This is a genomic window from Streptomyces sp. NK15101, assembly GCF_020400725.1.
In the GTDB taxonomy this organism is placed as follows: Bacteria; Actinomycetota; Actinomycetes; order Streptomycetales; family Streptomycetaceae; genus Streptomyces.
This window is the reverse complement of record NZ_JAINVG010000006.1, coordinates 55,302-81,771: the sequence shown is the minus strand read 5'-3', so window position 1 is coordinate 81,771 and position 26,470 is coordinate 55,302. Positions and strand designations below refer to the sequence as shown.

The 26,470-nt window shown below is 73.6% G+C and carries 24 protein-coding genes; 16 read left to right on the top strand and 8 right to left on the bottom strand.

Annotated elements, in window-relative coordinates:
- From K7G60_RS04950 to K7G60_RS04940, 3 genes are all read right to left on the bottom strand, one after another.
- The gene (locus K7G60_RS04950) at window positions 1-690 is read right to left on the bottom strand and encodes a L,D-transpeptidase (protein WP_225799551.1); all 690 of its coding nucleotides are present in this window, start codon (window positions 688-690) and stop codon (window positions 1-3) included.
- 46 nt (window positions 691-736) lie between these two features.
- Window positions 737-1,342 (bottom strand): pyridoxamine 5'-phosphate oxidase family protein, encoded by a 606-nt coding sequence (locus K7G60_RS04945; protein ID WP_225799550.1) that lies wholly within the window; start codon window positions 1,340-1,342, stop codon window positions 737-739.
- Between the two features lie 75 nt (window positions 1,343-1,417).
- Complete coding sequence (locus K7G60_RS04940) at window positions 1,418-2,758, bottom strand: HEAT repeat domain-containing protein (RefSeq protein WP_225799549.1); 1,341 nt, start codon at window positions 2,756-2,758, stop codon at window positions 1,418-1,420.
- 159 nt (window positions 2,759-2,917) lie between these two features.
- On the opposite strand from K7G60_RS04940, the gene argH reads away from it, so the two are divergent.
- Complete coding sequence (gene argH, locus K7G60_RS04935) at window positions 2,918-4,345, top strand: argininosuccinate lyase (protein WP_225799548.1); 1,428 nt, start codon at window positions 2,918-2,920, stop codon at window positions 4,343-4,345.
- A gap of 11 nt (window positions 4,346-4,356) precedes the next feature.
- Here the strand turns inward: argH and K7G60_RS04930 are convergent, their stop codons facing one another.
- Window positions 4,357-4,866: an HAD domain-containing protein gene (locus tag K7G60_RS04930; protein ID WP_225799547.1), complete on the bottom strand. Its 510-nt coding sequence runs from the start codon at window positions 4,864-4,866 to the stop codon at window positions 4,357-4,359.
- Between the two features lie 84 nt (window positions 4,867-4,950).
- Here K7G60_RS04930 and K7G60_RS04925 point away from each other — a divergent pair, with 84 nt between their 5' ends.
- The 3 genes from K7G60_RS04925 to K7G60_RS04915 all read left to right on the top strand — a co-directional run bounded on the left by K7G60_RS04925 (window position 4,951) and on the right by K7G60_RS04915 (window position 8,594).
- On the top strand, window positions 4,951-5,502 hold the full coding sequence (locus K7G60_RS04925; protein ID WP_225799546.1) for a TetR/AcrR family transcriptional regulator: 552 nt from the start codon (window positions 4,951-4,953) through the stop codon (window positions 5,500-5,502).
- Window positions 5,499-7,043: an MFS transporter gene (locus K7G60_RS04920; RefSeq protein ID WP_225799545.1), complete on the top strand. Its 1,545-nt coding sequence runs from the start codon at window positions 5,499-5,501 to the stop codon at window positions 7,041-7,043. Before K7G60_RS04925 ends, K7G60_RS04920 begins: the two co-directional genes overlap by 4 nt.
- 69 nt (window positions 7,044-7,112) lie before the next feature.
- On the top strand, window positions 7,113-8,594 hold the full coding sequence (locus K7G60_RS04915; RefSeq protein WP_225799544.1) for a membrane-associated oxidoreductase: 1,482 nt from the start codon (window positions 7,113-7,115) through the stop codon (window positions 8,592-8,594).
- A 72-nt stretch (window positions 8,595-8,666) separates the two neighbouring features.
- Here the strand turns inward: K7G60_RS04915 and K7G60_RS04910 are convergent, their stop codons facing one another.
- Window positions 8,667-9,341 carry a 1-acyl-sn-glycerol-3-phosphate acyltransferase gene (locus K7G60_RS04910; RefSeq protein ID WP_225799543.1) on the bottom strand — a complete coding sequence of 225 codons (675 nt, stop codon included), beginning with the start codon at window positions 9,339-9,341 and terminating at the stop codon, window positions 8,667-8,669.
- A 241-nt stretch (window positions 9,342-9,582) separates the two neighbouring features.
- Here K7G60_RS04910 and K7G60_RS04905 point away from each other — a divergent pair, with 241 nt between their 5' ends.
- The 3 genes from K7G60_RS04905 to K7G60_RS04895 all read left to right on the top strand — a co-directional run bounded on the left by K7G60_RS04905 (window position 9,583) and on the right by K7G60_RS04895 (window position 12,028).
- Entirely contained in the window at window positions 9,583-10,755 is a 1,173-nt protein-coding gene (locus K7G60_RS04905; protein WP_225799542.1) for a glycerophosphodiester phosphodiesterase, read from the top strand.
- Window positions 10,756-10,861: 106 nt separating this feature from the next.
- A complete protein-coding gene (locus tag K7G60_RS04900; RefSeq protein ID WP_225799541.1) occupies window positions 10,862-11,500 on the top strand; it encodes a sigma-70 family RNA polymerase sigma factor in 639 nt (212 codons plus the stop codon).
- Between the two features lie 36 nt (window positions 11,501-11,536).
- Complete coding sequence (locus K7G60_RS04895) at window positions 11,537-12,028, top strand: GNAT family N-acetyltransferase (RefSeq protein ID WP_225799540.1); 492 nt, start codon at window positions 11,537-11,539, stop codon at window positions 12,026-12,028.
- On the opposite strand, the gene K7G60_RS04890 is transcribed toward K7G60_RS04895, so the two are convergent.
- Complete coding sequence (locus tag K7G60_RS04890; protein WP_225799539.1) at window positions 12,025-12,447, bottom strand: hypothetical protein; 423 nt, start codon at window positions 12,445-12,447, stop codon at window positions 12,025-12,027. The two genes, K7G60_RS04895 and K7G60_RS04890, sit on opposite strands and share 4 nt — an antisense overlap.
- A 2-nt stretch (window positions 12,448-12,449) precedes the next feature.
- Entirely contained in the window at window positions 12,450-12,812 is a 363-nt protein-coding gene (locus K7G60_RS04885) for a hypothetical protein (protein WP_225799538.1), read from the bottom strand.
- Between the two features lie 581 nt (window positions 12,813-13,393).
- Here K7G60_RS04885 and K7G60_RS04880 point away from each other — a divergent pair.
- The 8 genes from K7G60_RS04880 to K7G60_RS04845 all read left to right on the top strand — a co-directional run bounded on the left by K7G60_RS04880 (window position 13,394) and on the right by K7G60_RS04845 (window position 24,527).
- Window positions 13,394-14,446 carry a methionine ABC transporter ATP-binding protein gene (locus K7G60_RS04880; RefSeq protein ID WP_225799537.1) on the top strand — a complete coding sequence of 351 codons (1,053 nt, stop codon included), beginning with the start codon at window positions 13,394-13,396 and terminating at the stop codon, window positions 14,444-14,446.
- Window positions 14,443-15,111 (top strand): methionine ABC transporter permease, encoded by a 669-nt coding sequence (locus K7G60_RS04875; protein ID WP_225799536.1) that lies wholly within the window; start codon window positions 14,443-14,445, stop codon window positions 15,109-15,111. Before K7G60_RS04880 ends, K7G60_RS04875 begins: the two co-directional genes overlap by 4 nt.
- A gap of 91 nt (window positions 15,112-15,202) precedes the next feature.
- Window positions 15,203-16,057 carry a MetQ/NlpA family ABC transporter substrate-binding protein gene (locus K7G60_RS04870; protein WP_225799535.1) on the top strand — a complete coding sequence of 285 codons (855 nt, stop codon included), beginning with the start codon at window positions 15,203-15,205 and terminating at the stop codon, window positions 16,055-16,057.
- 218 nt (window positions 16,058-16,275) lie between these two features.
- The gene (locus tag K7G60_RS04865) at window positions 16,276-16,911 is read left to right on the top strand and encodes a GNAT family N-acetyltransferase (RefSeq protein WP_225799534.1); all 636 of its coding nucleotides are present in this window, start codon (window positions 16,276-16,278) and stop codon (window positions 16,909-16,911) included.
- A gap of 70 nt (window positions 16,912-16,981) precedes the next feature.
- A complete protein-coding gene (gene cbiE / locus K7G60_RS04860) occupies window positions 16,982-18,223 on the top strand; it encodes a precorrin-6y C5,15-methyltransferase (decarboxylating) subunit CbiE (protein WP_225799533.1) in 1,242 nt (413 codons plus the stop codon).
- Window positions 18,224-18,554: 331 nt separating this feature from the next.
- Entirely contained in the window at window positions 18,555-22,031 is a 3,477-nt protein-coding gene (cobT, locus tag K7G60_RS04855; RefSeq protein WP_225799532.1) for a nicotinate-nucleotide--dimethylbenzimidazole phosphoribosyltransferase, read from the top strand.
- A gap of 299 nt (window positions 22,032-22,330) precedes the next feature.
- Window positions 22,331-23,563: a uroporphyrinogen-III C-methyltransferase gene (gene cobA / locus K7G60_RS04850; RefSeq protein WP_225799531.1), complete on the top strand. Its 1,233-nt coding sequence runs from the start codon at window positions 22,331-22,333 to the stop codon at window positions 23,561-23,563.
- A gap of 145 nt (window positions 23,564-23,708) precedes the next feature.
- Window positions 23,709-24,527 carry an RNA methyltransferase gene (locus K7G60_RS04845; RefSeq protein WP_225799530.1) on the top strand — a complete coding sequence of 273 codons (819 nt, stop codon included), beginning with the start codon at window positions 23,709-23,711 and terminating at the stop codon, window positions 24,525-24,527.
- Between the two features lie 3 nt (window positions 24,528-24,530).
- On the opposite strand, the gene K7G60_RS04840 is transcribed toward K7G60_RS04845, so the two are convergent.
- Complete coding sequence (locus tag K7G60_RS04840; RefSeq protein WP_225799529.1) at window positions 24,531-25,706, bottom strand: serine/threonine-protein kinase; 1,176 nt, start codon at window positions 25,704-25,706, stop codon at window positions 24,531-24,533.
- A gap of 503 nt (window positions 25,707-26,209) precedes the next feature.
- Here K7G60_RS04840 and K7G60_RS04835 point away from each other — a divergent pair.
- The gene (locus K7G60_RS04835) at window positions 26,210-26,374 is read left to right on the top strand and encodes a hypothetical protein (RefSeq protein ID WP_225799528.1); all 165 of its coding nucleotides are present in this window, start codon (window positions 26,210-26,212) and stop codon (window positions 26,372-26,374) included.
- The last annotated feature ends 96 nt before the right edge of the window (window positions 26,375-26,470 follow it).

Sequence of the window (26,470 nt, the reverse complement as noted above, 5' to 3'; positions counted from 1 at the left end):
TCAGTAGCGCGTGATCGCCGTCGGACCGCCCCGCGTTCCGACGGCGATGTGCGGCCGGCGCGCGGGATCCGCCCAGGCGAGGACCGCGCGCATCGCGTCGGCCGGCACGGAGACGCAACCGGCCGTCGCCCCGCGCCCGTTGACGTGCAGGAAGATCCCGGCCCCGCGCCCCCGCACCGGGCGTTCGTAGTTGAAGCCGATGACGAGCGCGTACGCGTACTGCGTGCCGTACGCGACGAGGTGCTCGGCCTCGTCGGCCCGGCAGTCGCGGGGCAGCCCCTCGACCCAGCGGTTGTACGCGCGGGAGGCGTTGTCCTGGCACCACCAGGAGCGTCCGGTGACCCGGGCGTACGGGAAACGGGTCCCGGCGGGCCGCGCCCGCACCCCGAAGGCGTACGGCAGCCGGTAGAGCCCGGTGGGCGTGGTGTTCGTGCCCTGTCGGCGCGAGGCGCCCTCGGCGAGTCCCCTCGCCCCGAACCGGGCGGGCGCGGACCCCGCCGCCACCCATCGCCCTCCGCGCCGGTCCCACCAGGTCAGCGTCCCCGTCGTGGCGCCCGTGCCCGGGGCCTCGGCGGTGATCAGCTGGGAGCCCCCGCCGGTGTCGGCCATCCGCTCGGGCAGCGGTACGGGCACGGGCGCGCTGCCCAGGGAGGAGAGCAGGACGGCGCCGAGGACGAGAAGGGTGCGCATGCCGCGACGCTAGGGCCGCTCGGGGGTCCCCGCCCGTCGTGGGGGGCTATTCGGCGGGCAGCGGCATCGGCGGCAGCGGGAGCGGCAGCCCGGGCAGCCCGTCGAGGCTGCTGCCGATGTGGTCCTTCCGCTCGCAGTACGCGTTGAACTCCTCGTCCGTCTTCCGGTTGAAGTACTCGGCGTGCAGCGACCGGTCCTCCCGGTACTCCATCAGCGGGACGGCGAACCCGCAGGCGTCGCTGACCCGTCGGGCGTGCACGAGGATGATCGCCCGCGCGCTGCCCTGTCCCTCGACGGCCTCGGCCGGGAACCGTGCGAACAGCTCACCCCAGCGCGGATCGTCCCGCAGCACGACCTCCCCGGTGCCGTGCACCCGCACGACGGTCGGCGGCCCGGAGAACGCGGTCCACATCAGCGTGATCCGGCCGTTCCCCGGCTCCCGCAGATGTGCGATCGTCTCGGCGCCGCTGCCGCCGAAGTCGACGTAGGCGAGGGTCAGCTCGTCGAGCACGACGAGCGTGCCCTTGCGGCCCTTGGGGGAGAGGTTGACGTGACCGTCGCCGGTGAGGGGAGCGGTGGCGGTGAAGAACACCGGCTGCTCCTCGATGAAGGCCCGAAGCCGCCCGTCGATGTGTTCATACGTTTTTCCCATGGCCCGATTCTCCCTCTCGCGAGCGGCCGAGGCGCGGGTGTCCCGCCGACCGGGAGGAGGCGGGCCGACGCCCGGTCAGTTCCTCAGCAGCGCACGGGAGTCGGCGCGCAGTTTCGGCTCGGTGTCGTCGATCAGCGACCAGGCGATCTCCCGGAGATCCGGGCCGCCGTGTGCGGTCAGCAACCGGTACGCCCCCACGCGCACGTGCCTGGGGTGCTCCGTCCCGAGCCGTGTCCGCAGTTCGGCCACGGGCAGCCGGTCCGCCCACGGCGCGAGGGCGGCGACCGCCTCCCGTACGACCCTGGGCGAGGGGTCGTCGAGCAGGGGCACCAGGCGTGCGACCTCCGACGCCTCCAGCACGCGCAGCCCGGCCACGGTGTGGGCGCGCACACCGGGGTGGGGGTGGCCGGTGAGGCCCCACAGCGCGGTGGCGTCGTCGCGATCGCCGCACTCGGCGAGCCCGAGGGGCGCGGCCGGGGGCACCGACTCGCCCGCGCACAGGGCCCGATAGAGCGGGGCGGCCTCGACGCCGTACTGCCGCAGCACGTACCGCGCGCAGGCCCGCACCAAGGACGAACGGTCCGTCAGGAACGCCTCGGCCTCCTCGGGGCGTCCGGCCCGGCGCAGCGCCGTCACGCCCGCCGCGCGCACCCGGGAGTGCCGGGAGCGGAGCAGGGGGAGAAGCACCTCGTCCCCCGCCTCCGGGCCCGTCCCGGCGACCGCGCCGTCCGCGCAGATGTCCTGGATCACCACGTCCGGGTCGGTGGCGGCGGCGTTCGCGAACCGCTCGGGGGAGAGGTGCCGTCGCTCGACGGCGATCCGGTGCGCCAGGCGCCGGGTCGCACGGTCGTCGCGGACGAGGACGGCGTCGAGGACGGGCGCCGGGACCTGCCGGAGTCCGGCTTCGAGGAGGGTCAGGGCGGCCTCGCCGTACCGGCGCGCGGCGACCCGCAGGACGACCGGCGACAGGACGGCGACCGCGTCGGGGCCGGCGGCGGGAAGCGCGGTCCGCAGCACCTCCCGGGCCACGTCGCGCACCGCCTCCGCCCAGTCCGCGCAACGGATCGCCACGAGGGGCAGCAACGGTCGCAGGGCCGGCCCGGGAAGGAGGGCCGCCCGTCGCAGGGCCGCCTCGCGTATCCGGCCGTCGGGGTGACAGAGCGCGAGGGCGAGTTCGGTCTCGTCCGGTTCGCGGCGCACGAGGTTCAGGGTGGGCAGCGGGCCGTCCCACGACCGGTGGAAGCGGCGGCCGGTCGCCCACGCGTGGTCCGGCAGCGCGGAGGGACGGGTGCGGGCGAGCTCTCGGACGGCCAGGTCGAGGCCCGTCCAGGCGGCGGCGTCCGAGGTGTCGATCGCCGAGGCGAGGGGCACTCCCCGGGCCAGTCGGATGGCTCCTGCGGTGTGGGTGTCGTCCATGGGCGGAGCGTAGGAGGAGGGTGTCCCGGGATGCCTCCGGATTTCGCCGCCCGGCGGACCCCCACGGATCGTGATTGACAAAACATACGGCTCTCCGCATAGTTATGCCTATCAGTATCGACCCCGCGCCATCCGCCCACGTTCGATCGAGGAGCAGCAGTGAGCAGCAACAACGGTGACGTCCGGCTCTGGGGCGGACGGTTCGCCGACGGCCCCGCCGAGGCCCTGGCGAAGCTCTCCGCTTCGGTCCACTTCGACTGGCGGCTCGCGCCGTACGACATCGCCGGTTCCCGGGCCCACGCGCGCGTGCTGCACAAGGCCGGCCTGCTCACCGAGGACGAGCTGACCCGCATGCTCGCCGGACTCGACCAGCTGGAGGCGGACGTCGCCGACGGCTCCTTCGTCGGCACCATCGCCGACGAGGACGTCCACACCGCCCTGGAGCGGGGCCTCCTGGAGCGCCTCGGCGCCGAGCTCGGCGGCAAACTGCGCGCCGGCCGGTCCCGGAACGACCAGGTCGCCACCCTCTTCCGCATGTACCTGCGCGACCACGCCCGGATCATCGGCGGCCTCGTCGCCGACCTCCAGGACGCCCTCGTCGGCCTCGCCGAGGCGCACCCGGACGTCGCCATGCCCGGCCGCACGCACCTCCAGCACGCCCAGCCGGTGCTCTTCGCCCACCACGTCCTCGCCCACGCCCAGTCCCTCTCCCGGGACGCCGAGCGGCTGCGGCAGTGGGACACCCGGACGGCGGTCTCCCCTTACGGCTCCGGCGCCCTCGCCGGCTCCTCCCTCGGGCTCGACCCGGAGGCGGTCGCGAAGGACCTCGGCTTCGAGCGGGGCTCGGTCGGCAACTCGATCGACGGCACGGCCTCCCGCGACTTCGTCGCCGAGTTCGCCTTCATCACGGCGATGATCGGCGTCAACCTCTCGCGGATCGCCGAAGAGGTCATCATCTGGAACACGAAGGAGTTCTCCTTCGTGACCCTGCACGACGCCTTCTCCACCGGCTCGTCGATCATGCCGCAGAAGAAGAACCCGGACATCGCCGAGCTGGCGCGCGGCAAGTCCGGCCGCCTCATCGGCAACCTCTCCGGCCTGATGGCCACCCTCAAGGCCCTCCCGCTCGCCTACAACCGGGACCTCCAGGAGGACAAGGAGCCGGTCTTCGACTCCTGCGACCAGCTGGAGGTCCTGCTCCCGGCCTTCACCGGCATGATGGCGACGCTCACGGTCAACCGCGACCGCATGGAGGAACTGGCCCCGGCCGGCTTCTCCCTCGCCACCGACATCGCCGAGTGGCTGGTCAAGCAGGGCGTGCCGTTCCGGGTGGCGCACGAGGTGGCCGGCGAGTGCGTCAAGGTCGCCGAGTCCGAGGGCAAGGAGCTGGACGAGCTCACGGACGAGCAGTTCGCCAAGATCTCCGAGCACCTCACCCCCGAGGTCCGCACCGTCCTCAACGTCCCCGGCGCCCTCGCCTCCCGCGACGGCCGCGGCGGCACCGCCCCCTCGGCCGTCGCCACCCAGCTGGTCGAGGTCAAGGCGGACCTGGTCATCCAGCACGCCTGGGCCGAGGCCAAGAAGTAGCCCTCGGCACGTCACAGCGCCGCCGCCCACTCCGCGAGCGCGTCGAAGTCCGGCCGGGTCAGCCCGATCCGTTCGTCGACGCGCAGCAACAGGGCGGCGGCGAGGTGGTTCCGCTCCACGTACTCGTGGTCGTACGAGGTGATGTCGTCGTCGATCCAGGCGAAGGGCCGCCCCGCCGCGTACTCCAGGATGTACTGCGTCTTCCAGAAGGTCCCGCGAGGGGCCTTTCCGTGCATCCGGGGCCAGTCGACGAACGGCAGCTCCGGCAGCCCGAGCCGGGGCCCGATCCAGTCGTTCGCCTCGCCTTTCCAGGTCGTGGCCCACACCAGCTCGTACGCCTCCGCCAGCGCGAGCAGCTCGTCCCCGTGATCCGGGTTGAGCCACACCCGCAGCGGTTTCGCCCCAGTCCAGCCCGTGGGGCTCATCCGATGGGTCCCGTACCCCGCCGGGCGCCGCTCGGGCTTCGCCGCATAGGGATTCAGCGGCCCGTCGACATCGATCAGCAGCAGCGGCTTCGTCACGATCACAGCATTCCGTTCCCGCCTCGGCGAGGCTTCGAAATATCGAATGAGACGTTGGTGTCTCACGCGGTGTATGGTTGTCTCATGTCAGTCGATCGCACCCAGGTGCTCCGTGCCGCCGCCGCCCTGCTCACCCGCAAGGCGACCGCCACCATGGACGAGGTCGCGCGGGCCGCCGGAATCGGGCGGGCCACGCTGCACCGGCACTTCGCCGGGCGGGACGCCCTGGTGCGGGCGCTCGAGGAGCTCGGACTCCAGGAGCTGGAGGCGGCCCACGACCGGGCCCGCACCGGCGAAGGGCCCGCCGACGAGGCCGTACGGCGGCTCGTCGCCGAGGTCGAGCCCGTCGCACCCCTGCTGTCGTTCCTCGTCACCGAGAACCAGCTCTTCGAGGGCGACCAGCAGAACGAGGGCTGGGCACGCCTCGACGCCCGCGTCTCCGCGCTCTTCCGGCGCGGACAGGAGCAGGGCGTCTTCCGCATCGACCTGACCCCCGCCTGGCTCACCGAGGCCTTCTACGGGCTCATCGGTTCCGGCGCCTGGGCCGTGCAGGACGGCCGGGTCGCCGCCAAGGACTTCCAGTACATGATCGTCGAGCTGCTGCTCGGCGGAGCGCGCAGGAGCGTGGAGAAGTGATCACCGGCACCGTCAGGACCGAGAGCCATACCGAGGGCGTGCACCGCCCCGGCCGGTGGCTCGCCCTCTCCGTGCTCGTCCTGGCCGTCCTCCTCGTGGCGGTCGACGCCACGGTGCTCGGCCTCGCCACCCCCTTCCTCTCCGAGGACCTCAAGCCCTCCGGCACCCAGCTGCTCTGGATCGGCGACGTCTACTCCTTCGTCATCGCCGGACTCCTGGTCTCCATGGGCAGCCTCGGCGACCGCATCGGCCGCAAGAAGCTGCTGCTGGCCGGCGCCACCGCCTTCGGCGCCCTCTCGGTCCTGAACGCCTACGCGACCAGCCCCGAGACGATGATCGTCGCCCGTGCCCTCCTCGGCATCGCCGGCGCGACCCTCATGCCGTCGACCCTCGCGCTCATCCGCAACCTCTTCCACGACCCGCGCGAGCGCAGCCTCGCCATCGGCATCTGGGGTGCCATGGCCTCGGCCGGCGCCGCCGTCGGGCCGGTCGTCGGCGGGTTCCTCCTGGGGCACTTCTGGTGGGGCTCGGTCTTCCTCATCAACCTGCCCGTCATGGCCGTCCTCGTCCTCGTCGGCATCAAGCTGATCCCCGAGTCGAAGAACCCGGACCACGGCCCCTGGGACCTCCCCAGCGTCGGCCTCTCCCTCGTCGGCGTCATCGGAGTCGTCTACGCCGTCAAGGAACTGGCCTCCCACGGCCTCTCCCTCGACGCCGGCATCGCCGCCCTCACCGGCGCCGCCGCCCTGACCTGGTTCGTCCGCAGGCAGCTGACCCTGCCCGCGCCGCTCCTGGACATGCGGCTCTTCCGTCACCGAGGCTTCTCGGGCGCCGTCCTCGCCGACCTGCTGACCATCCTCGGCCTCTCCGGCCTGGTGTTCTTCCTGTCCCAGTTCTTCCAGCTGGTCCAGGACCGCCGGCCCCTGGAGGCCGGACTCGCCGAACTGCCGGCCGCGATCGGCGCCGTGACCGCCGGTCTGGTCGCCGGCGTCGTGGCCCGCCGCTTCTCCGTACGGTCCGTGGTGGCCGGCGGTCTCGCGGCGGTCGGCCTCTCCCTCGCCGTCCTGACCACCCTCGACCAGCACACCGGCTACCCGCTGCTCGGCGCGAGCCTCCTCGTCGTCGGCGTGGGCGCGGGCTTCTCCTTCACCGTGACCGCGGACGTGATCCTCTCCAGCGTCCCGAAGGAACGGGCCGGTTCCGCCTCCGCGGTCTCCGAGACCGCGTACGAACTGGGCGCCGCGCTCGGCATCGCCATCCTCGGCTCGATCGTGACCGGCGTCTACCGGGGCTTCGCGACCCCGGCCGGCGTCCCCTCGGCCGCCGCGTCGGCCGCCCACGAGTCGCTCGGCGGCGCGGTCGAGGCCTCCGGCGGCCTCGCCCCCGAGACGGCGGCCGCCCTGGTCTCCTCCGCCCAGGAGGCCTTCGTCGACGGCCTGCGGATCGCGGCCGGCGTCGGCGCGGCGGTCCTCCTGGCGACGGCGGTCGCGGCCTGGTTCCTGCTCAAGGGCCAGAAGCTGGAGGACGGCGTCGAGCACTGACCCTCCCTCAGGGAGGGCCGGGCACACCGGGATTGACAGGGTGAACAGGCGCGCGACACCATCCCCGCGATGGAGATCAACGACCTGACACCGGCCGAACGCCGCATCTGGGAGGCGTTCCCGCGCGACGAGGGCGTCGACTTCCGCGAACACCCCGACGAGGACCCCGGGACCGGAACGTCCTGGGGTCCCGAGCGCACCGTGCGCGCCGAGGTCCTGCGCGCCCTGCTCCTCGACGGACCGGCCCGGAACGGCGCGACCCCCGGCCTGAAGGTCACCGGCGCCCGCGTCACCGGCGTGCTCCGGCTCAAGTACGGGGACGTCGACCACCCGGTGCGCCTGCGCGCCTGCCACTTCGACGAGCGCCCCGACTTCTACGCGGCCCGGCTGCGGACGCTCGTCCTGACCGACTCCGTCCTCCCCGGCGTGGAGGCGTCGAACCTCCGCGTCGACGTGTCGCTGCGGCTGTCCTGCTGCCGGATCACCGGCCCGCTCCAGCTGTCCGGTGCCCAGGTCGCGAACGGGGTCTTCCTCAACGACGCCGTCCTCGGCACCCCCGAACCCCTCGACCCCGACGACCCGGACGTGCCGGTCCTGCTGCTCAACCACGCCACCGTCGGCACCGACGTCCGGGCCAAGCGGCTGGTCGCCCACGGCCGCGTCCTGCTGAACGCCACCACCGTCGGCGGACAGGTGATCCTCGACGACGCCGAGCTGCGCTGCCCCGACGGCACAGCCCTGCACGCCGAGACCGTGTCCGTCGGCACCGACCTGCGCGCCGTGCGGCTGCGCGCCACCGGCCGGGTCAACCTCACCGGCGCGCGCATCCCCGGCCAGCTCAACCTCGCCCACGCCCGGCTCGCCAACCCCGGCGGCACCGCCCTGCGCGCCAGCAGCTGCACCGTGGGCGAGATATGGCTGCGGGACTGCCCCCCGGTCGAGGGCTCGGTCAACCTCCGCCGCACCCAGTGCGACCTGCTCTTCGTGGCCCCCGAGGTCTGGCCCGACCAGGTCCGCGTCGACGGCCTGACGTACCGCGCCCTCGGCCCCCACCTCCCGGCGCAGGAGCGCCTACCCGCCCTGGAGCGCGACGCGCGCGGCTACGCGCCCTTCGCGTACGAACAGCTCGCCGCGGCCTACCGCACGGCCGGCGACGAGGCGGCCGTACGCACCGTCCAGCTGGCCAAACTCCGCCGCCACCGGCGCACCCTGCCCCGGTACGCGCGCGCCTGGGGCCTGCTCCAGGACGGGACCGTCGGCTACGGCTTCCGGCCCATGCGCGCGGCCGGCTGGCTCCTGGCGCTGCTGCTGACCGGCTCCCTCGCCTTCGCGTTCCACCACCCCCGACCCCTCAAGCCGGGCGAGGCGCCGGACTTCAACCCGGTCTTCTACACCCTCGACCTGCTGCTGCCGATCATCGACTTCGGCCAGGAGGCGGCCTTCGCGCCGAGCGGGGCCCGGCAGTGGCTCTCGTACCTGCTGATCGTCACCGGCTGGACCCTGGCGACCACCATCGCGGCGGGCATCACCCGCGCCCTCAGCCGCCAGTAGCGGCCGCCGGGCAGACGGAAGGGCCGGACCCCACGCGGGGATCCGGCCCTTGCCGCAACGCCGTACGGAGGATCAGGCCGCTTCCTTCGCCTTCGTGGCGTACATGTCCACGTACTCCTGCCCGGACAGCCGCATCACCTCGGCCATCACCGAGTCCGTCACCGCCCGCAGGACGTACCGGTCGCGGTCCATCCCGTCGTACCGCGAGAACTCCATCGCCTCGCCGAAGCGGACCGTCACCCGGCCCGGGCGCGGGAAGCCCGCCCCGCCCGGCTGGATCTTGTCGGTGCCGATCATCGCGAACGGCACCACCGGCGCCCCCGTCATCAGGGTCAGCCGCGCGATGCCCGTACGGCCCCGGTACAGCCGGCCGTCGGGGGAGCGGGTGCCCTCCGGGTAGATCGAGAAGATCCTGCCCTCCTCCAGCACCCGACGGCCCGTCATCAGCGCCGCCACACCGCCGCGGCCGCCGTCCCGGTCCACCGGGATCATGCCGACGCTGGTGAAGAACCAGGCCATCGCCCGGCCCTTGAGGCCCTTGCCCGTGACGTACTCGTCCTTGCCGATGAAGTGGACCGGGCGGTCCAGGCAGATCGGCATGATCATCGAGTCGATGAAGGTCAGGTGGTTGCCCGCGAGGATCACGGGACCGGTCCCGGGGATGTTCTCGGCGCCCTCCACGCGGGGGCGGAACATCAGGCGCATGACCGGCCCGAGCACTGCCTTGATGATCGCGAGACGGGACAACGGTTCCTCCGGTGGGAAGCGGGTCGGTCGAGTTGTCGATACGACGGTTGCAGCTGGCGACGATACTCGCGGGTCACCCTCACGCGCACATCGGGTTCATCGAGTGGATACACAGTGTTGACGCGTGTTTCCGCCATGTTCCGCCGAGGTCTGCCGCCCGTAGGGCCCCGCTGCCTAGCGTCGGGGGCAACAGTTGGCAGGTGCGGGACATCACACCGCGGCTCACACAGGAGGATCCCTCATGACCCAGGGCGAACGCCGGACCCCGGCGCGGCGGACGGTTCTCGGAGCGGCGGGCGCCACCGTGCTCGGCGCCTCCACGGCCCTCGCGGCCGGCGCCGGCACCGCGCGGGCCGCCGGCCCGGACCGCACGCCCGGCCGCGGCCTCGGCTTCCGCTCCCTCCCCGTCCCCACCGTCATCGGCCACCGCGGCGCCAGCGGCTACCGGCCCGAGCACACCCTCGGCTCCTACCGGCACGCCCTCGACCTCGGCGCCCACGTCGTCGAGCAGGACCTCGTCCCCACCCGGGACGGGCACCTGGTCTGCCGCCACGAGAACGACATCACCGGCACCACGGACGTCGCCGACCACCCCGAGTTCGCCTCCCGGAAGACCACCAAGACAGTCGACGGCACCGCGCTCACCGGCTGGTTCACCGAGGACTTCACGCTCGCCGAGCTCAAGACGCTGCGGGCCAAGGAGCGCATCCCCGGCACCCGCCAGGAGAACACCCTCTACGACGGCCGCTGGACGGTCCCCACCTTCGAGGAGGTGCTGCGCTGGGCCGAGGAGGAGGGCCGCCGCCGGGGCCGCGAGATCTGGCTCCACGTCGAGACCAAGCACCCCAGCTACTTCCGCTCCCTCGGCCTCGGCCTGGAGGAGCCGCTCGCCAAGCTCCTGCGCCGGTACGGACGCCACCGCGCGAACTCCCCGGTCTTCCTCCAGTCCTTCGAGCCCAGCAGCATCCAGCGCCTGGCGAAGCTGGTGGACGCGCCGGGCGTCGTCCTGCTCTCCGGCGCGGGCAGCCGCCCCTGGGACTTCGTGGAGGCCGGGGACCCGCGCACGGTCGCCGACCTGGTCACGCCCGAGGGCCTCGCCTGGATCGCCTCGTACGCGCGGGGCATCGGCCCCACGCTCGACCTGGTCATCCCGAAGGACGCGAGCGGCCGGCTCGGCACCCCGACCACCCTGGTCCGCGACGCGCACGCCGAGGGGCTGATCCTCCACCCGTACACGCACCGCAACGAGAACGCCTTCCTGCCCGCGGACTTCCGCAGGGGCACCGACCCGACGGCGTACGGCGACGCCTTCGGGGCGCTCAAGCGGTACCTGGAGACGGGCATCGACGGCATCTTCTCCGACAACCCGGACACCGCCCTGCTCGCTGCCGCGGACCTCACCGGCCGCGACTGACCCGACGAGGGGCGCACGGCAGGACCGCCGGGCCGTGCGCCCCCCTCCCGGGTGGTTTACGCCCCGCGCCGCAACCACGGCCGCGCACCCCGGCATCGTGCCGGACATGACGACCCCCGAGCCCACCGCCGCGCCCGGGACCCTGGACGTCCAGGGCCCCGATACCGTCCCCGCGCCCGAGGCCCTGGACGGCCAGGACCGGGCCGCCGTTCCCGCCCCCGGCCTCCTCGCCGCCCTCGCCCCCCTCCTCTCCGCCGAGTCCGACGCCGAGGCACCGGCCGCCGGCGTCGATCCGGGCGACCTCGAACAGGCCGTCTGGCTCCGTCTCCTGGAACGGCTCCGGCAGACCGGCGCCGCCCCCGAACGGCCCGCCGAATGGCTGCGCCGCGCCGTCCGCGCGGAGGCGCGCCGCGCCCGCAGGACCCACGACCGGGAACGCCCCTACCGGGACGAACCCGTCCACGAGCCGGGCGGCGCCGAGCCCCACGGCTCCCCGGAGCACTCCCTGCTGGTCGCCGAGGGCCGCCGCACCCTGCGCGCCGCCGTCACCAGGACGCCCGGCCGCTGCCCGAAGGTGCTCACCGCGATGCTCGACCCGGAAGACCCCACCTACCGCGAAATCGCAGGAGAGTTGGGTATCTCACAGGGCAGTCTGGGGCCGATGCGTTCCCGCTGCCTGGGATGCCTGCGCAGAATGCTGGCTGCAGAGGTTCCCGCCCCCGCTCGGCGGGGAAGGGTGCGGTAAACCGATGATCGACAGATGAGCGGGAGGCGTGCACACATGGGCCTGAGTGTGACCATCTCAGCAGCGGACGCGCAGGACGCGGAGCACATCCTGAAGCTGCAGTACCTCTGCTACCAGAGCGAGGCGGAGCTCTACGGGGACTGGTCCATCGAGCCGCTCACCCAGTCGCTCGACGCCCTGCGCGCCGAACTGGCCGAGGGCCACGGGCTCGTGGCCCGGCTCGGCGACGAGGTCGTCGCCTCCGTGCGGGCCCGTCTCGACGAGGACGGCACGGTGCGGATCGCCAAGCTGATCGTCCACCCGCGCATGCAGCGGCACGGCCTCGGCAGCCGCCTCCTCGACGGCATCGAGCGCCACTTCGCGGACGCCACCGCCGGGGCGCCGGCGTCCGCCAAGCGCTTCCGGCTCTTCACCGGCCACCGCAGCGAGGGCAATCTGCGTCTCTACCGCAGCAAGGGGTACGAGCAGGTCGCCACCCGCGAGCTCGGCCCGAAGCTCACGCTGGTGACCCTGGAGAAGGCCGCCTAGGCGGCCTTCGACCTCCGCAGCCACCAGATGCCGGTCAGCGGCAGCAGCACCGGAATGAAGACGTAGCCGTAGCCGAAGTCGGACCAGACCGTGGCGTCCGGGAAGGCGGACGGCTCCACCAGCGTCCAGGTCCCCACGATCAGCACGCCCGCGAGCTCGGCGGCGCAGCACACCAGCGCCGCCCTGCGGGCCTTCTCCCCGCCGCGTACCAGCGTGTACGTGATGAAGACGTAGACGACCGCCGCCACCGCCGACAGGCCGTACGCCAGCGGCGCGCGGTCGAACTCGGTGGCGATCTGGTAGATCGAGCGGGAGACCGCGCCGACCGACATCACGCCGTACAGCCAGACGAGCAGCATGCCCGGGCCGGTGACGAGACGGGTCTTCGCGCCCGCCGTCCCCTCCTGCGTCTCGGTCATGGTCAGCCCACCGTCCAGATGTCGTAGAGACGCACTTCGAGCACGGCCAGGACGACCGCGCCGGCCGCCACCGTCGCCGAGCCCCACCGGCTGCGCTCCGCGAGCGACATGAAGCCGGCGACAGGCACCGCGCACAGCGCGCCGAGCAGATAGGCGACGAAGATCGTCGTGCCCTCCTCGGCCTTCTCGCCGCGCGCCAGCTGCACGATGCCGACGATCAGCTGGACCAGGACCAGGAAGGTCACCACGGCCATGCCGATGAAGTGCCAGTCCTTGGTCGGCTGATCCCGGGAGGCGGCGAAGCCGCACCAGGCGGCGAGGGCGAGCGCGGCCACGGAGACCGCGACCGTCAGGGCGTCAAGCATGCGCCCGAGGGTATTACGGCCCGAACGCCCCGGTGCGCCCGCCCCCGGGGTCCCGGTGCGCCCGCCCCGGGGCCCGGCGGGGCCGCCCGCCACGTGGCCTTGGCCACATCCCGTACCCGCAGCGGTCCCCGCCGCGCTCGGGCCGGGGGCGGTTCCCGCCAGGCCACGCCCGGGAAGGCGCACCGCCGGCCGCGCCGGGCGCGTCCGCCTGGCGTCTCAGTGATGTCCGCTATTCGGACAGCTCGCTTCCCTTCGCAGCTGCGCATGTTTTACTTGCAGCCATGACCACGACGAGCAGCCGCACCCTTGCGACCGAGGCGAACACGACGCCCGGTGCTCGTTGTACGTGTCGAATGTGCGCCATCTGAGGGCCCCCGCCTGAGCCTCGCGCCCCGAAGCGAGACCCCGACGGCCGAGCCGATCCGCCCGCCACCCGGCGCCGGACCGTGCCCGCCCCGCGCACCGCTGTCCACCGGCCACCAGCCGCCCGGAACAGCCTCCCGTGCGCCTGACTGTCCGAAGACGAATGCCCCGTGCACGACGGACCCCGCGTCGCGCACTCGACAGTGACGGAAACCCCTGTGATCACCACTTCGGGCCTGACCAAGGTCTACGAGTCGCGCGGCCGGCAGGTCACCGCTCTGGACGGCGTCGACCTCCACGTCCGCGAGGGCGAGGTCTTCGGCGTCATCGGCCAGAGCGGCGCCGGCAAGTCCTCGCTCATCCGCTGCGTCAACCTCCTGGAGCGCCCCACCTCCGGCACCGTGACCGTCGACGGCGTCGACCTCACCGCGCTGGCCGGAAAGAGCCGCCGCGCCGGCAAGGACCTGCGCCGGGCGCGCAGCAGCATCGGCATGGTCTTCCAGCACTTCAACCTGCTGTCCTCCCGCACGGTCAAGGACAACATCGAGCTCCCCCTGGAGATCCTCGGCGTCTCCGGCGCGGAGCGCTCCCGCCGGGCCCTGGAACTCCTCGACCTGGTCGGCCTCGCCGACAAGGCGAAGTCCTACCCCGGCCAGCTCTCCGGCGGCCAGAAGCAGCGCGTCGGCATCGCCCGCGCCCTCGCCGGCAACCCCAAGGTCCTCCTCTCCGACGAGGCCACCAGCGCCCTCGACCCGGAGACCACCCGCTCCATCCTCCAGCTCCTGCGCGACCTCAACCGGCAGCTCGGCCTCACCGTCCTGCTCATCACGCACGAGATGGACGTCGTCAAGACGATCTGCGACTCCGCCGCCCTGATGCAGCGCGGCCGCGTCGTCGAGTCCGGCACCGTCGGCGAACTGCTCGCCACCCCCGGCTCCCAGCTGGCGGCCGAACTGTTCCCGGTCAGCGGCGCCCCCACGGGCCCCGACCGCACCGTCGTCGACGTCACCTTCCACGGCGAGGCCGCCACCCAGCCGGTCATCTCGCAGCTCTCCCGCACGTACAACATCGACATCTCGATCCTCGGGGCGGCGATGGACAGCGTCGGCGGGAAGCAGGTCGGCCGGATGCGGATCGAGCTCCCCGGACGGTACGAGGACAACGTCGTCCCGGTCGGCTTCCTGCGCGAGCAGGGCCTCCAGGTCGAACTCGTGGAAGACGACGCACAGCCGGCCGCCGCGCCCGTGCTGGTGAAGGAAGGTGCCAAGTGACCTGGTCGGAGATGCAGCCCCTCCTGGAGCAGGGCACCGTCGACACGCTCTACATGGTCCTGTGGGCCACCGTCGTCACCATCGTCGGCGGTCTGCCGCTCGGCATCCTCCTGGTCCTCACGGACAAGGGCGGACTGCTGCAGAACCGGCCGGTCAACAAGGTCGTCGGTGCGATCGTGAACGTCGGGCGTTCGCTGCCGTTCATCATCCTGCTGATCGCCCTGATCCCCTTCACGACCTTCGTCGTCGGCACCTTCATCGGCCCGACCGCGATGATCGTGCCGCTCGCGATCGGCGCCATCCCCTTCTTCGCGCGCCTCGTCGAGACGGCGATCCGCGAGGTCGACCACGGACTCGTCGAGGCCGTCCAGGCCATGGGCGGCGGCATCCCCACCATCGTCCGCAAGGTGCTGCTCCCGCAGGCCCTGCCCTCGCTGGTCTCGGCCGTCACCACCACCGTGATCGTGCTCATCGGGTACTCCGCGATGGCCGGCGCGGTCGGCGGCGAGGGCCTCGGCTCCAAGGCCGTCACCTACGGATACCAGCGCTTCGACACCACCTTCATGCTGGTCACCGTCGTCGTCCTGGTCCTCATCGTGACCGTCGTCCAGCTCATCGGCGACGGGGTCGTCCGACTCCTCGCCCGCCGGGGCCGCACCGCGTAACGGCCCCCGCCACCCCAGGCTTCGATTTTCGAAGAACAGCCCGGACTTGTTGTCCAGGCATTCACCGCTCCACCGGAAAGAGGCACTCTTCGTGCGTAAGAACATCAAGCTCACCGCCGGTATCGCCGCCACCGCCGCCCTCGCCCTCGGCCTCACCGCCTGCGGCACCTCCTCGGACCCGTCCTCCGCCAAGGACTCGGCCGGCGCCGCCGACAAGCCCCTCGTCGTCGCCGCGTCCCCGACGCCGCACGCCGACATCCTGAACTTCGTCAAGGACAACCTGGCCGAGAAGGCCGGCCTGAAGCTGGAGGTGAAGGAGTTCACGGACTACGTCCTGCCGAACACCGCCACCGAGTCCGGCCAGGTCGACGCCAACTTCTTCCAGCACAAGCCGTACCTCGACGACTTCAACAAGAAGAACAACACCCACATCGTCCCGGTGGTGAACGTCCACCTGGAGCCGCTCGGCCTCTACTCCAAGAAGGTCAAGTCGGTGAAGGACATCAAGGCCGGCCAGACCGTCGCCGTCCCCAACGACACCACCAACGAGGGCCGTGCGCTCCACCTCCTCGCCGACAACGGCCTCATCACCCTCAAGTCCGGTGTCGGCACCGACGCCAAGCTCTCCGACATCACCGACAAGAAGGGCCTGGAGTTCAAGGAGCTGGAGGCCGCCACCGTGCCCCGCGCCCTGAACGACGTGGACGCCGCCGTCATCAACGGCAACTACGCCATCGAGGCCGAGCTCTCCCCGGCGAAGGACGCCCTCGTCCTGGAGAAGGCGGAGGGCAACCCGTACGCCAACTTCCTCGCCGTCAAGGAGGGCGACGAGAAGGACGCCCGCGTGCAGAAGCTCGCCGAGCTCCTCAACTCGCCCGAGGTGAAGAAGTACATCGAGGACACCTACAAGGGCTCGGTCGTCCCGGCCTTCGGCGCCGCCGGGTAAGGCAGCACGACGGAAAGACGTCCGAGGGGCCGTCAGACCGGCTCCCCCGTACAGTCCTTGAGCAGAAGGCCCCCGCATCCCGTCCGGTGCGCGGGGCCTTCGCCGCACCCACCCCACACATCCCCGGCACACCCGACCCGGCCATGCGCACCGGCGGCCGCATGCTGCATGCTGTGCGTTCACGGTCGATTCGGACGGTCCACGGCATGGAGCTGCGCATGACTACCACCTTCCCGGACATCTCCATCAACACGGACCGGCTGGTGCTGCGCGCGCTCGAGGAGACGGACGCCCCCGCCCTCGCCGAGATGATGAACGACGAGATGGTCGCCGCCTGGACCGCCGTGCCCCAGCCCTACACCGAAGCCGCCGCACACCGCTGGATCACCGAGTACGCCCCCACCGAACGCACCGCCGGCCGGGGCCTCGACCTCGCCGTCACCGAGTTCCTGACCCAGCGTCTGGTCGGCATCGTCCAGCTGGGCAACACCGACTGGCGGGTGCGCTCCACCGAGATGTCGTACATCATCGCCCCCTGGGCCCGCGGCGAGGGCTACGCCTCCGAAGCCGCGCTCGCCACCGCCCAGTGGCTCTTCGGCGACCAGAAGTTCGAACGCCTGGAGCTGCGCACCGCCGCGGACAACACGGCCTCCCAGCAGGTCGCCCAGAAGATCGGCTGCATCAGCGAAGGCGTCCTGCGCAACGCCTGCATAGCCCGCACCCGCACCGAGGACGGCAGCTGGACCGAACTGCGCACCGACTTCATCGTCTGGGGCCTCCTCCCCGAGGACCTCGACGGCGTAGCCGACCAGATGGCCGAGGCCGGCTACTCCTCGTACACCGACTGGAGCTGAGCCCCGGGAACGATCCCGGGGTACGCTCGGCACGCCCCCGACCTGCGACGACACAGGGAGACAGACGACGATGGCCGACCGCGTCACGGTGATCGGCTGGGACGGCTCGCCCCTCACCGCGGCGGCCCGGTCCGCGCTCTCCGCCGCCACCCTGGTGGCCGGCGCCGGCCACCACCTGACGCTGCCCGAGGTGCCCCCGGGCGCCGAACGCATCCGCCTCGGCAGTGTCGACCTCGCCGCCCGCCGCATCGCCGGCCACCGCGGCACCGCCGTCGTCCTCGCCGACGGAGACCCCGGCTTCTTCGGCGTCGTCCGCACCCTGCGCGCCCCCCAGTACGGCCTGGAGGTCGAGGTCGTCCCCGCCGTCTCCTCCGTCGCCGCCGCCTTCGCGCGGGCCGGCATGCCCTGGGAGGACGCCCGGATCGTCGTCGCCCACCAGCGCACCCTGCGCCGCGCCGTCAACGTCTGCCGCGCCCACCCCAAGGTCGCCGTCCTCACCTCACCGGGCGCGGGACCGGCCGAACTCGCCCTCCTCCTCGAAGGCGTCCACCGCACCTTCGTCGTCTGCGAGGAACTCGGCACCGACCGCGAACAGGTCTCCGTCCTCACCTCCGACAAGGCCGCCGACCACACCTGGCGCGACCCGAACGTCGTCCTCGTCATCGGCGGAGCGCTCGGCGGCGCCCCCACCGCCCCCTGGCTGATGGGCCGGGACCCGGCCGCGCGCACGGTACGCGGCTGGGGACTGCCCACGGAGGAGTACGACTCCGAGGGCGAAGGCCCCGGAACCGGACCGGCACGCACCGGCGCGGGCACGGACCCCGCCCTCCGAGCCGCCCAACTGGCCCGCCTCGGGCCCCGCACCGGCGACCTCGTCTGGGACATCGGCTGCGCGGGCGGCGCCTTCTCCGTCGAGGCCGCCCGCTTCGGCGCCGCCGTCATCGCCGTGGACGCCGACCCGGACGCCTGCGCCCGCACCGAACGGGCCGCCCGCCGCCACGGGGTCCTCCTCCAGACCGTCCCCGGCCGAGCCCCGCACGTCCTGGAGAGCCTGCCCGAACCCGACGTCGTACGGATCGCGGCCGGCGGCGTCCCCGTCGTCACCGCCTGCACCGACCGGCGCCCGGAGCGCATCGTGGTCCACGCCTCCACCCGCGACGAGGCCGAGGCGATCGGCGCCGCCCTCGCCGACGGCGGCTACGCCGTCGAGAGCGTCCTCCTCCAGACCGTCGGACTCGATCCGGACGACTGGTCGGAACGCGAGCGTTCGGTCGTGTTCCTGCTGTCCGGACGCAGGGCGAACTCCTCCTAGGTCCTGTCGAGGCCCCCACCCGTGACCAGGCCGCCCTGCCGGGGCAGGGTAGGCTGGCCGATTGTTGTACCGCACCGGGACGTTCGGCGCTCTGTTCGCCAATGTCCCGAATTGGTGGCCGTTTTGTGCCACTGATGTGGTACTCGACAAGGGGGGACCGCGCGACGTGGCGCAGTCCACAGCGCACCGTGGCAGATCTCCCTGCCACGATGGCCGAAGGCCGCGACAATGTGTGGGTGTCCGCGCGTGTTTCGTGCCGCGCGGCGCGCGCGCTCGTTCTTGTCGACGGGCGCAGGTCTGAAGGAGCACAAGCGATGGGCGAGGGGTACGCATGACGGACACCGGCCAGGTCCCGGGCGAGGGGCTGCCGGAGAACGCAGGCATGGTCGAGCAGCCGGGCATCCCCGCTCCGGACGCGTACACCTTCCTGGACCCCTCCGGCCACACCACCGAGGACGACGACCTGCTCCTGATGCCGGGCGCCCAGGGCGCCTGGAGCGAGCACCCGCCGGGCGTCGTGCCCGCGCCGCCGGTCGCCGTACCGGCCCCGCCGGCGCCCCCGGTCGTCCCGAACCAGGGCGTGCCGCACGCGGCCGTCCCGGAGGCGCAGGTCCCGATGGGCGACCCGCTCACCGACCCGCTGCCGGACCCGCTCACGGGTCCGCTCCCCGACGGGGTGGCCCTCGCCGACGTGCTGACCGCCCCGCAGGGCCAGACCCCGCCGCAGGGCGTGCCGCTCGGCACCCCGGCGCACGGCGTCCCCGTGGCCACCGAGCACGGCTACGAGCCCGGCATCCTCGACACCGGCGCCCACGAGGCGGCCGGCCGCGACACCGGCTCCGTCGACCTCGGCGGCGTCCGCACGCCCCCGCCGGCCACGGCCCCGACCCCGCCGCCGGCCCGCCGCCCCCTGCACATGGGCCCGCCGGTGCCCGACACCTCCGGCGGCGTCGTGCTCTCCCTCGCCGACCGCGGCCCGGCGGCCGCGCCCGCGCCGGCCCCGCAGCCCGCGCCGGCCCCCGAGCCGGTCGTGGCCACGGCCCCCGCCCCGATGCCGGCGCGGAACCCGGGCCCGCCGACCACCGGCCCCGAGTACTTCGAGATCGCGCAGGACCAGCAGCTCGCCCCGCAGGGCGCCGAGCCGTGGGTCGCTCAGCCGCAGGAGGCGGCCGCGCCGCAGGCCCCCGCAGAAACGGTCGTCCCGCCGGCGGCCCAGTTCGTCCAGGTCGAGGGCTCCGTCCCGACGACCCCGCACCTGGCCCCCAGCCCGGCCGCCGAGGCGCCCCAGGCCGCCGAGCCGACACCGGTCGCGGAGCAGGCTCCGGTAGCGGACCAGGCGCCGGCCGAGGAGCCGTCGCTGCCGGCCGAGCCCGTGGCGGAGACGCCCGTGGAGCCCGTGGCGGAGGCCCCGGCCGAGGCCGTCGAGCCCGCGGCGGCCATCGAGGCCGTCGTGGAGCAGCCCGTCGCGGAGCCCGTGGACGCCCGGGGGACCGTGCCCGCTCCCCGCGAGGGCGAGCCCGCCGCCGAACCGGCGCAGGTCGTCGAGCAGCAGGTGGTCGAACCCGTGGCGGAGGCCCCGGCCGAGCCCGCGCCCGAGGCCGTGCAGCCCGCGGAGGAGCCCGCCCTGGCCCAGCCGACCGAGCCCCAGGTCGTCGAAGCCGCGCCCGAGACCGCCCCCGAGGCCGTCGAGCCGGTCGCGGAGGCCGTCGTGGAGCAGCCCGTCGCGGAGCAGTCCGTCGAGCAGCCCGCCGCCGTCGAGGCCGTGGCGGAGGCCCCGGTCGACGCGCCCGCCGAGGTCCGGACGGAGGCGGTGGCCGAGGAGACCCCCGTCCTCGCGGAGGAGCCGGTCCGGCAGCCCGAGCCGACCCCCGAGGCCATGGCGGTCCCCGAGGCCGAGGCCCCGGCGGACGGACAGCCGGAGCCCCGGGCCCAGGCCGACGCGCCGACGCCCGACTCCCCGGCGTCCGAGGCGCCGGCGTCCGCATCCCCGGCCGAGGAGCAGGCGGAGACCCGCCCCGACTCCTCGACGCCCGAATCCCCGGCCGAGGCCGGGGAGCAGGCGGAGACGCGCCCCGCCTCCCCGGCCCCGGGCTACGACGACGCCGAGCGCGAGGCGGTCCTCCGCGTGATGCGCGAGCGCCGCGACATCCGCAACGGCTTCCGCAGCGACCCCATCCCGCACGAGGTGCTCCTGCGCGTCCTCGAAGCGGCCCACACCGCGCCCAGCGTGGGCCACTCCCAGCCCTGGGACTTCGTCGTCATCCGCTCCGCCGAGACCCGGCAGACGATGCACGAGCTGGCCCAGCGCCAGCGCGAGGCCTACGCCAAGTCGCTGCCGAAGGCCCGGGCGAAGCAGTTCAAGGAACTGAAGATCGAGGCCATCCTCGACACCCCGGTGAACATCGTCGTGACCGCCGACCCCACCCGGGGCGGCCGCCACACGCTGGGCCGCTACACGCAGCCGCAGATGGCCCCGTACTCCTCGGCGCTCGCCGTCGAGAACCTCTGGCTCGCGGCCCGTGCCGAGGGCCTCGGCGTCGGCTGGGTCAGCTTCTTCGACGAGCGCGAGATGGTCCGTGCGCTCGGCCTTCCCGAGCACCTCGAAGTGGTCGCGTACCTCTGCGTGGGCTACGTCGACGAGTTCCCCGAGGAGCCCGAGCTGATGCAGGCGGGCTGGTCCAAGCGCCGCCCGCTGGCCTGGGTCGTCCACGAGGAGACGTACGGCCGCCGTGCGCTGCCCGGCGAGGAGCCGCACGACCTGCTCCAGGAGACCGTCGCGAACATCCGCCCGCTGGACGCCAAGGCGCTCGGCGAGGCGTGGGAGCGGCAGAAGCGCATGACCAAGCCGGCGGGCGCCCTGGGCATGCTGGAGATCATCTCCGCACAGCTCTCGGGCCTCTCCCGCGTCTGCCCGCCCCCGATCCCGGAGCCGGCCGCCGTGGCGATCTTCGCCGGCGACCACGGTGTCCACGCCCAGGGCGTCACCCCGTGGCCGCAGGAGGTCACCGGCCAGATGGTGGCCAACTTCCTCGGCGGGGGAGCGGTCTGCAACGCCTTCGCGAACCAGGTGGGCGCCGAGGTCTGCGTCATCGACGTGGGCGTGAAGTCGGAACTCCCCGCCACCCCCGGCCTCCTGCCCCGCAAGGTCCGCCCGGGCACCGGCGACTTCACCACGGGCCTCGCCATGACCCGCGAAGAAGTACTGGCCGCGATCGAAGTGGGCATCGAAACGGCCCGCGACCTGGTGGCGGCGGGCAACAAGGCACTGCTCACGGGCGAGATGGGCATCGCGAACACCACCGCGTCCGCCGCGCTGATCTCGGTCTACACGGGCGTGGACGCGGCCGAGGTCACGGGCCGGGGCACCGGCATCAACGACGAGACGCACGCCCGCAAGGTGGACGTGGTCCGGCGCGCCCTCGACCTGCACAAGCCCGACCCGGCGGACCCGATCGGCGTCCTGTCGGCGGTCGGCGGCCTGGAGCACGCGGCCCTCGTGGGTCTGATCCTGGGCGCGGCCTCGCTCCGCACCCCGGTCATCCTGGACGGCGTCTCCACGGGCGCGGCGGCCCTCGTGGCCCGCGCCATCGCCCCCGAGTCCCTCGCGGCGTGCATCGCGGGCCACCGCAGCGCCGAGCCGGGCCACGTGGCGGCCCTGAACAAGCTGGGCCTGCGCCCGCTGGTCGACCTGGACCTCCGCCTCGGCGAGGGCACGGGCGCCCTGCTGGCCCTGCCCCTGGTCCAGAGCGCGGCCCGCGCGATGCACGAGGTGGCCACGTTCGACTCGGCGGGAGTCACCGAGAAGTAGCACCACCGCGCGTCCCCCGCCCGCACACGGGAGCGGGGGACGCGCGGGAACCGGGTCCGGGACGTGAAGCGTGAGGTGCGGCGCGTACGCGCCACGAGCGCCGACGCCCCGAAGTCGCCGTGAACCACGCGGTCCCGGACCCGGTTCCGGAGCGCCCCCACGCACCCGCCCACCGGCCGGGGGACATCCGTCACACCCAGCAATCCCCAGGTCACCGCTATCGTGACCGTGCAGAGCCGCTCCACCGCCGCAGCGGCACCCTCGCCCGCACCGCACGCTCTCCGAGGAGCCGCTCACCCATGGCAGAGAACACCGAGCACCCCGCCTACCCCGTGGGGCTCCGCCTCGCCGGCCGCCGCGTCGTCGTCCTCGGCGGCGGCCAGGTGGCCCAGCGCCGACTTCCGGCCCTCATCGCCGCGGGTGCCGACATCACCCTGATCTCCCCGTCCGCGACCCCGTCCGTGGACGCGATGGCGGAGACGGGCGAGATCACCTGGATCAAGCGCCGGTACGAGGACGGGGACCTGGCCGACGCCTGGTACGCCCTGGTGGCGACCACGGACCCGGCCGCGAACGCCGCCGCCTCGGCCGAGGCCGAGCGGACCAGGACCTGGTGCGTGCGCGCGGACGACGCCGAGGCGGCGACGGCCTGGACCCCGGCGACCGGCAGGGACGCGGGCGTCACGGTGGCGGTGCTCACCGGCCACGACCCCCGCCGCTCCGCCGCCGTGCGCGACGCGATCGTCGAGGGCCTCCGCGACGGCTCGATCGCCGCGCCCGCGCACCGCTCCCGCACCCCCTTCGTCGCCCTGGTGGGCGGCGGCCCCGGCGACCCGGACCTCATCACCGTCCGGGGCCGCAGGCTGCTCGCGGAGGCGGACGTGGTCATCGCGGACCGGCTCGGCCCCCGCGACCTCCTGGACGAGCTCCCGCCGCACGTCGAGGTGATCGACGCGGCGAAGATCCCGTACGGCCGCTTCATGGCCCAGGAGGCCATCAACAACGCGCTCATCGAGCACGCCAAGCAGGGCAAGTCCGTGGTCCGTCTGAAGGGCGGGGACCCGTTCGTCTTCGGCCGGGGCATGGAGGAGGCCCAGGCGCTGCTCGCCGAGGGCATCGCCTGCACGGTGGTCCCCGGCATCTCCAGCTCGATCTCGGTCCCCGGCGCGGCCGGCATCCCGGTGACGCACCGCGGAGTGGCCCACGAGTTCACGGTGGTCAGCGGCCACGTGGCCCCCGACGACCCGCGCTCGCTCGTCGACTGGGCGTCGCTCGCGAAGCTCACCGGCACCCTCGTCATCCTCATGGGCGTCGACAAGATCGGGAAGATCGCCGAGGCGCTGATCGCCCACGGCAAGTCCCCGGACACCCCCCTGGCCCTGATCCAGGAGGGCACGACGGCGACCCAGCGCCGGGTGGACGCGACGCTGGCGACGGTCGCGGAGACGGTCAGGGCGGAGGAGGTCCGCCCGCCGGCGGTCATCGTCATCGGCGAGGTTGTCACCGAGGGCCCCGACAAACTGACGAAGTAACCCCCGCGCACACCCGCACCACGCACCCACGCACACCCACACCACGCACCCGCGCACGACGGCAACCGCGCGACCGGGGGCGACCGGACGACAGGTCGCCCCCGCACACATTGGCACCGCACCCCGGACAAGGCAGTATCACCTCGTGGCCGAACTCATCACGATCGACGACCCCGACGACCCGCGCCTGCGCGACTACACCGGCCTGACCGACGTCGAGCTCCGCCGCCGGCGCGAGCCGGCCGAGGGCCTGTTCATCGCGGAGGGCGAGAAGGTCATCCGCCGGGCCAGGCAGGCCGGGTACGAGATGCGGTCGATGCTGCTCTCCGCCAAGTGGGTGGACGTCATGCGGGACGTCATCGACGAGGTCCCGGCGCCGGTGTACGCGATCCAGCCGGACCTCGCCGAGCGCGTCACCGGCTACCACGTGCACCGGGGCGCGCTGGCCTCGATGCAGCGCAAGCCGCTCCCGGAGGCCGGCGAGCTGCTCGCCGGCGCCCGCCGCGTGGTGATCATGGAGTCGGTCAACGACCACACCAACATCGGCGCCATCTTCCGCAGCGCCGCCGCCCTCGGCATGGACGCGGTCCTGCTGTCCCCGGACTGCGCGGACCCGCTGTACCGACGCTCGGTGAAGGTCTCCATGGGCGCGGTCTTCTCGGTCCCGTACGCCCGCCTGGACGCCTGGCCCCGAGGCCTGGAGGCCGTACGGGAGGCGGGCTTCAAGCTCCTCGCCCTCACCCCGGCGGAGAAGGCGACCTCGATCGACGAGGCCGCCCCGCACCGCCTGGACCGGGTGGCGCTGATGCTCGGGGCGGAGGGCGACGGCCTGTCCACGCAGGCCCTGCGCGCCGCCGACGAGTGGGTCCGCATCCCGATGGCCCACGGCGTCGACTCGCTCAACGTGGGCGCGGCGGCGGCCGTCGCGTTCTACGCGGTGGCGACGGGCCGCCCGGAATCCTGACCCCTACCCCTGCAGGGCCTGCGCGGCGGCGATCCCGAGGGCCACGACGAGCGTCACGACCACGAAGACGAAGAGCCGCTGCCGCAGCAGCCGGGGGTTGGCGGGCCGGCGCCCCGTCGACGTGGAGCGCGCGCCGGGCCGGGTCCCGGGACGGGACTGCGGCCCCCGCGAGCCACCGGTCCGGGGCCCCGCCGAGGGACGGGAGGAGGGACCGGCTCCACGCCCCCGCTCGGCACCCCGCTCACGCTCGGGGCCACGGCCGGGCACGTCCCGGTCCGTGTACCGCTCGGTGGGCCGGACGGGGCTCCGCTCCTCGGTGCGCTCCCGCTGCGCCGGCGGCCGGGGGACGGGCAGCCCCTGGGCCTCGCGCGCCGCGATCTCCTTGAGCCGCATCGACAGCTGCAGGGTGCTGGGCCGGTCCTCCGGGTCCTTCGCCAGACAGGCCCTGATGAGCGGCGCCAGCGCGTCCGGCACCCCTTGCAGCTGGGGCTCCTCGTGCACGACGCGGTAGAGCATGACCTCGGAACTGCCGTGCCCGAAGGGGGAGTCGGCCATCGCCGCGTACGCCAGGGTGGCGCCGAGCGAGAAGACGTCGGTGGCCGGGGTGACGGCCGCGCCGCGCACCTGCTCGGGGGCGAGGAACCCGGGGGAGCCGACGGCCGTGCCCACGTGGGTCAGGGTGCTGGCCCCGGTGGCCCAGGCGATGCCGAAGTCGATGATGCGGGGGCCCTTGGGGGAGAGCAGGATGTTCGAGGGCTTCAGGTCACGGTGGACGACCCCGGCCTCGTGGACGGCGACGAGGCCCTCCGAGAGCGCCGCCCCGATCGAGGCCACGTCGGCGGCCCGCAGCGGACCCTCCTCGGCGACCCGGTCGTGCAGCGAGGGACCGGGCACGTACTGGGTGGCGAACCAGGGACGGTCGGCCTCCAGATCGGCGGCGACGAGCCGGGCCGTGCAGCCGCCGCGGATCCGCCGGGCCGCCGACACCTCGCGGGCGAACCGCGAGCGGAACTCCTGGTCCTCGGCCAGGTCGGGCCGGATCACCTTCAGCGCCACCCGCTGGCCGCGCCGGTCGGATCCCAGGTACACGACGCCCATCCCGCCGGCCCCCAGCCTGCGGTGGAGCCGGAACGACCCGACGATCCGCGGATCCTCGCGCCGGAGCCGCATCATCGCCATGTCCGTCCCCTCGTCCGTTCGACGTGGCACAGCTTACGTAGTGGCGCCCGTACGCGCTCATAGGCCGCGCCCTCGCACCGGGATCGATTGTCAGTGCTGAGGGGGACGCCGGGGAACCGGCGGTAACAGGGGCGGGTCCCAACCTCCGTGCCGGGAAACCCACTTGACGTGCGGACGCGGACGCGGCCGGACACCCCGGGGGGCGCCTCCCGGGACCGCCGGACCGGGCCCGCGCACCTGGCCGCGGAGTCGGCGTCCGGGGAAGTGAGCGATGTCACTCGCGGGCCGTCCCCTCCGGGAAGACCCCGGGTTCCGGACCGCCGTCTCCACCCAGGGGAGTACGTCGCAGGGGCGGGCCTCATCCTCCGGGAGGCCCGGAAGTCGGTACGCGGGCATGACGTCCCGGGGCCTCCCGCTCCCTAGTGTTGAGGTCATGCGGCGGGTGCAGCACTCGTCCCCCGAGGTCACGCACCCGCCGCGCCAGACACGACAGGAGAGGAACCATGGCGTACACGGCATCGCGGACCACCCGGCCCTCCAGCCGCCGCCACCCCCTGGTGGCCACCGCCATGGTCCTCCCTCTCGCGGCCCTGCTCGTGGTCGTCTTCGGCGGCTGGGAAGCGGTGGTCACACAGGCGTCGTCCGTGGGCGTGATGCTGGGGCGCTGAGCGGCGCCCCGGACCCGGGAGAGCGGCCCGGGTCGGGACATCCGGCCATCAACCCCGTGGGGACGGGGGTGCGGCGGACGGCAGCGTGGGGCCGGT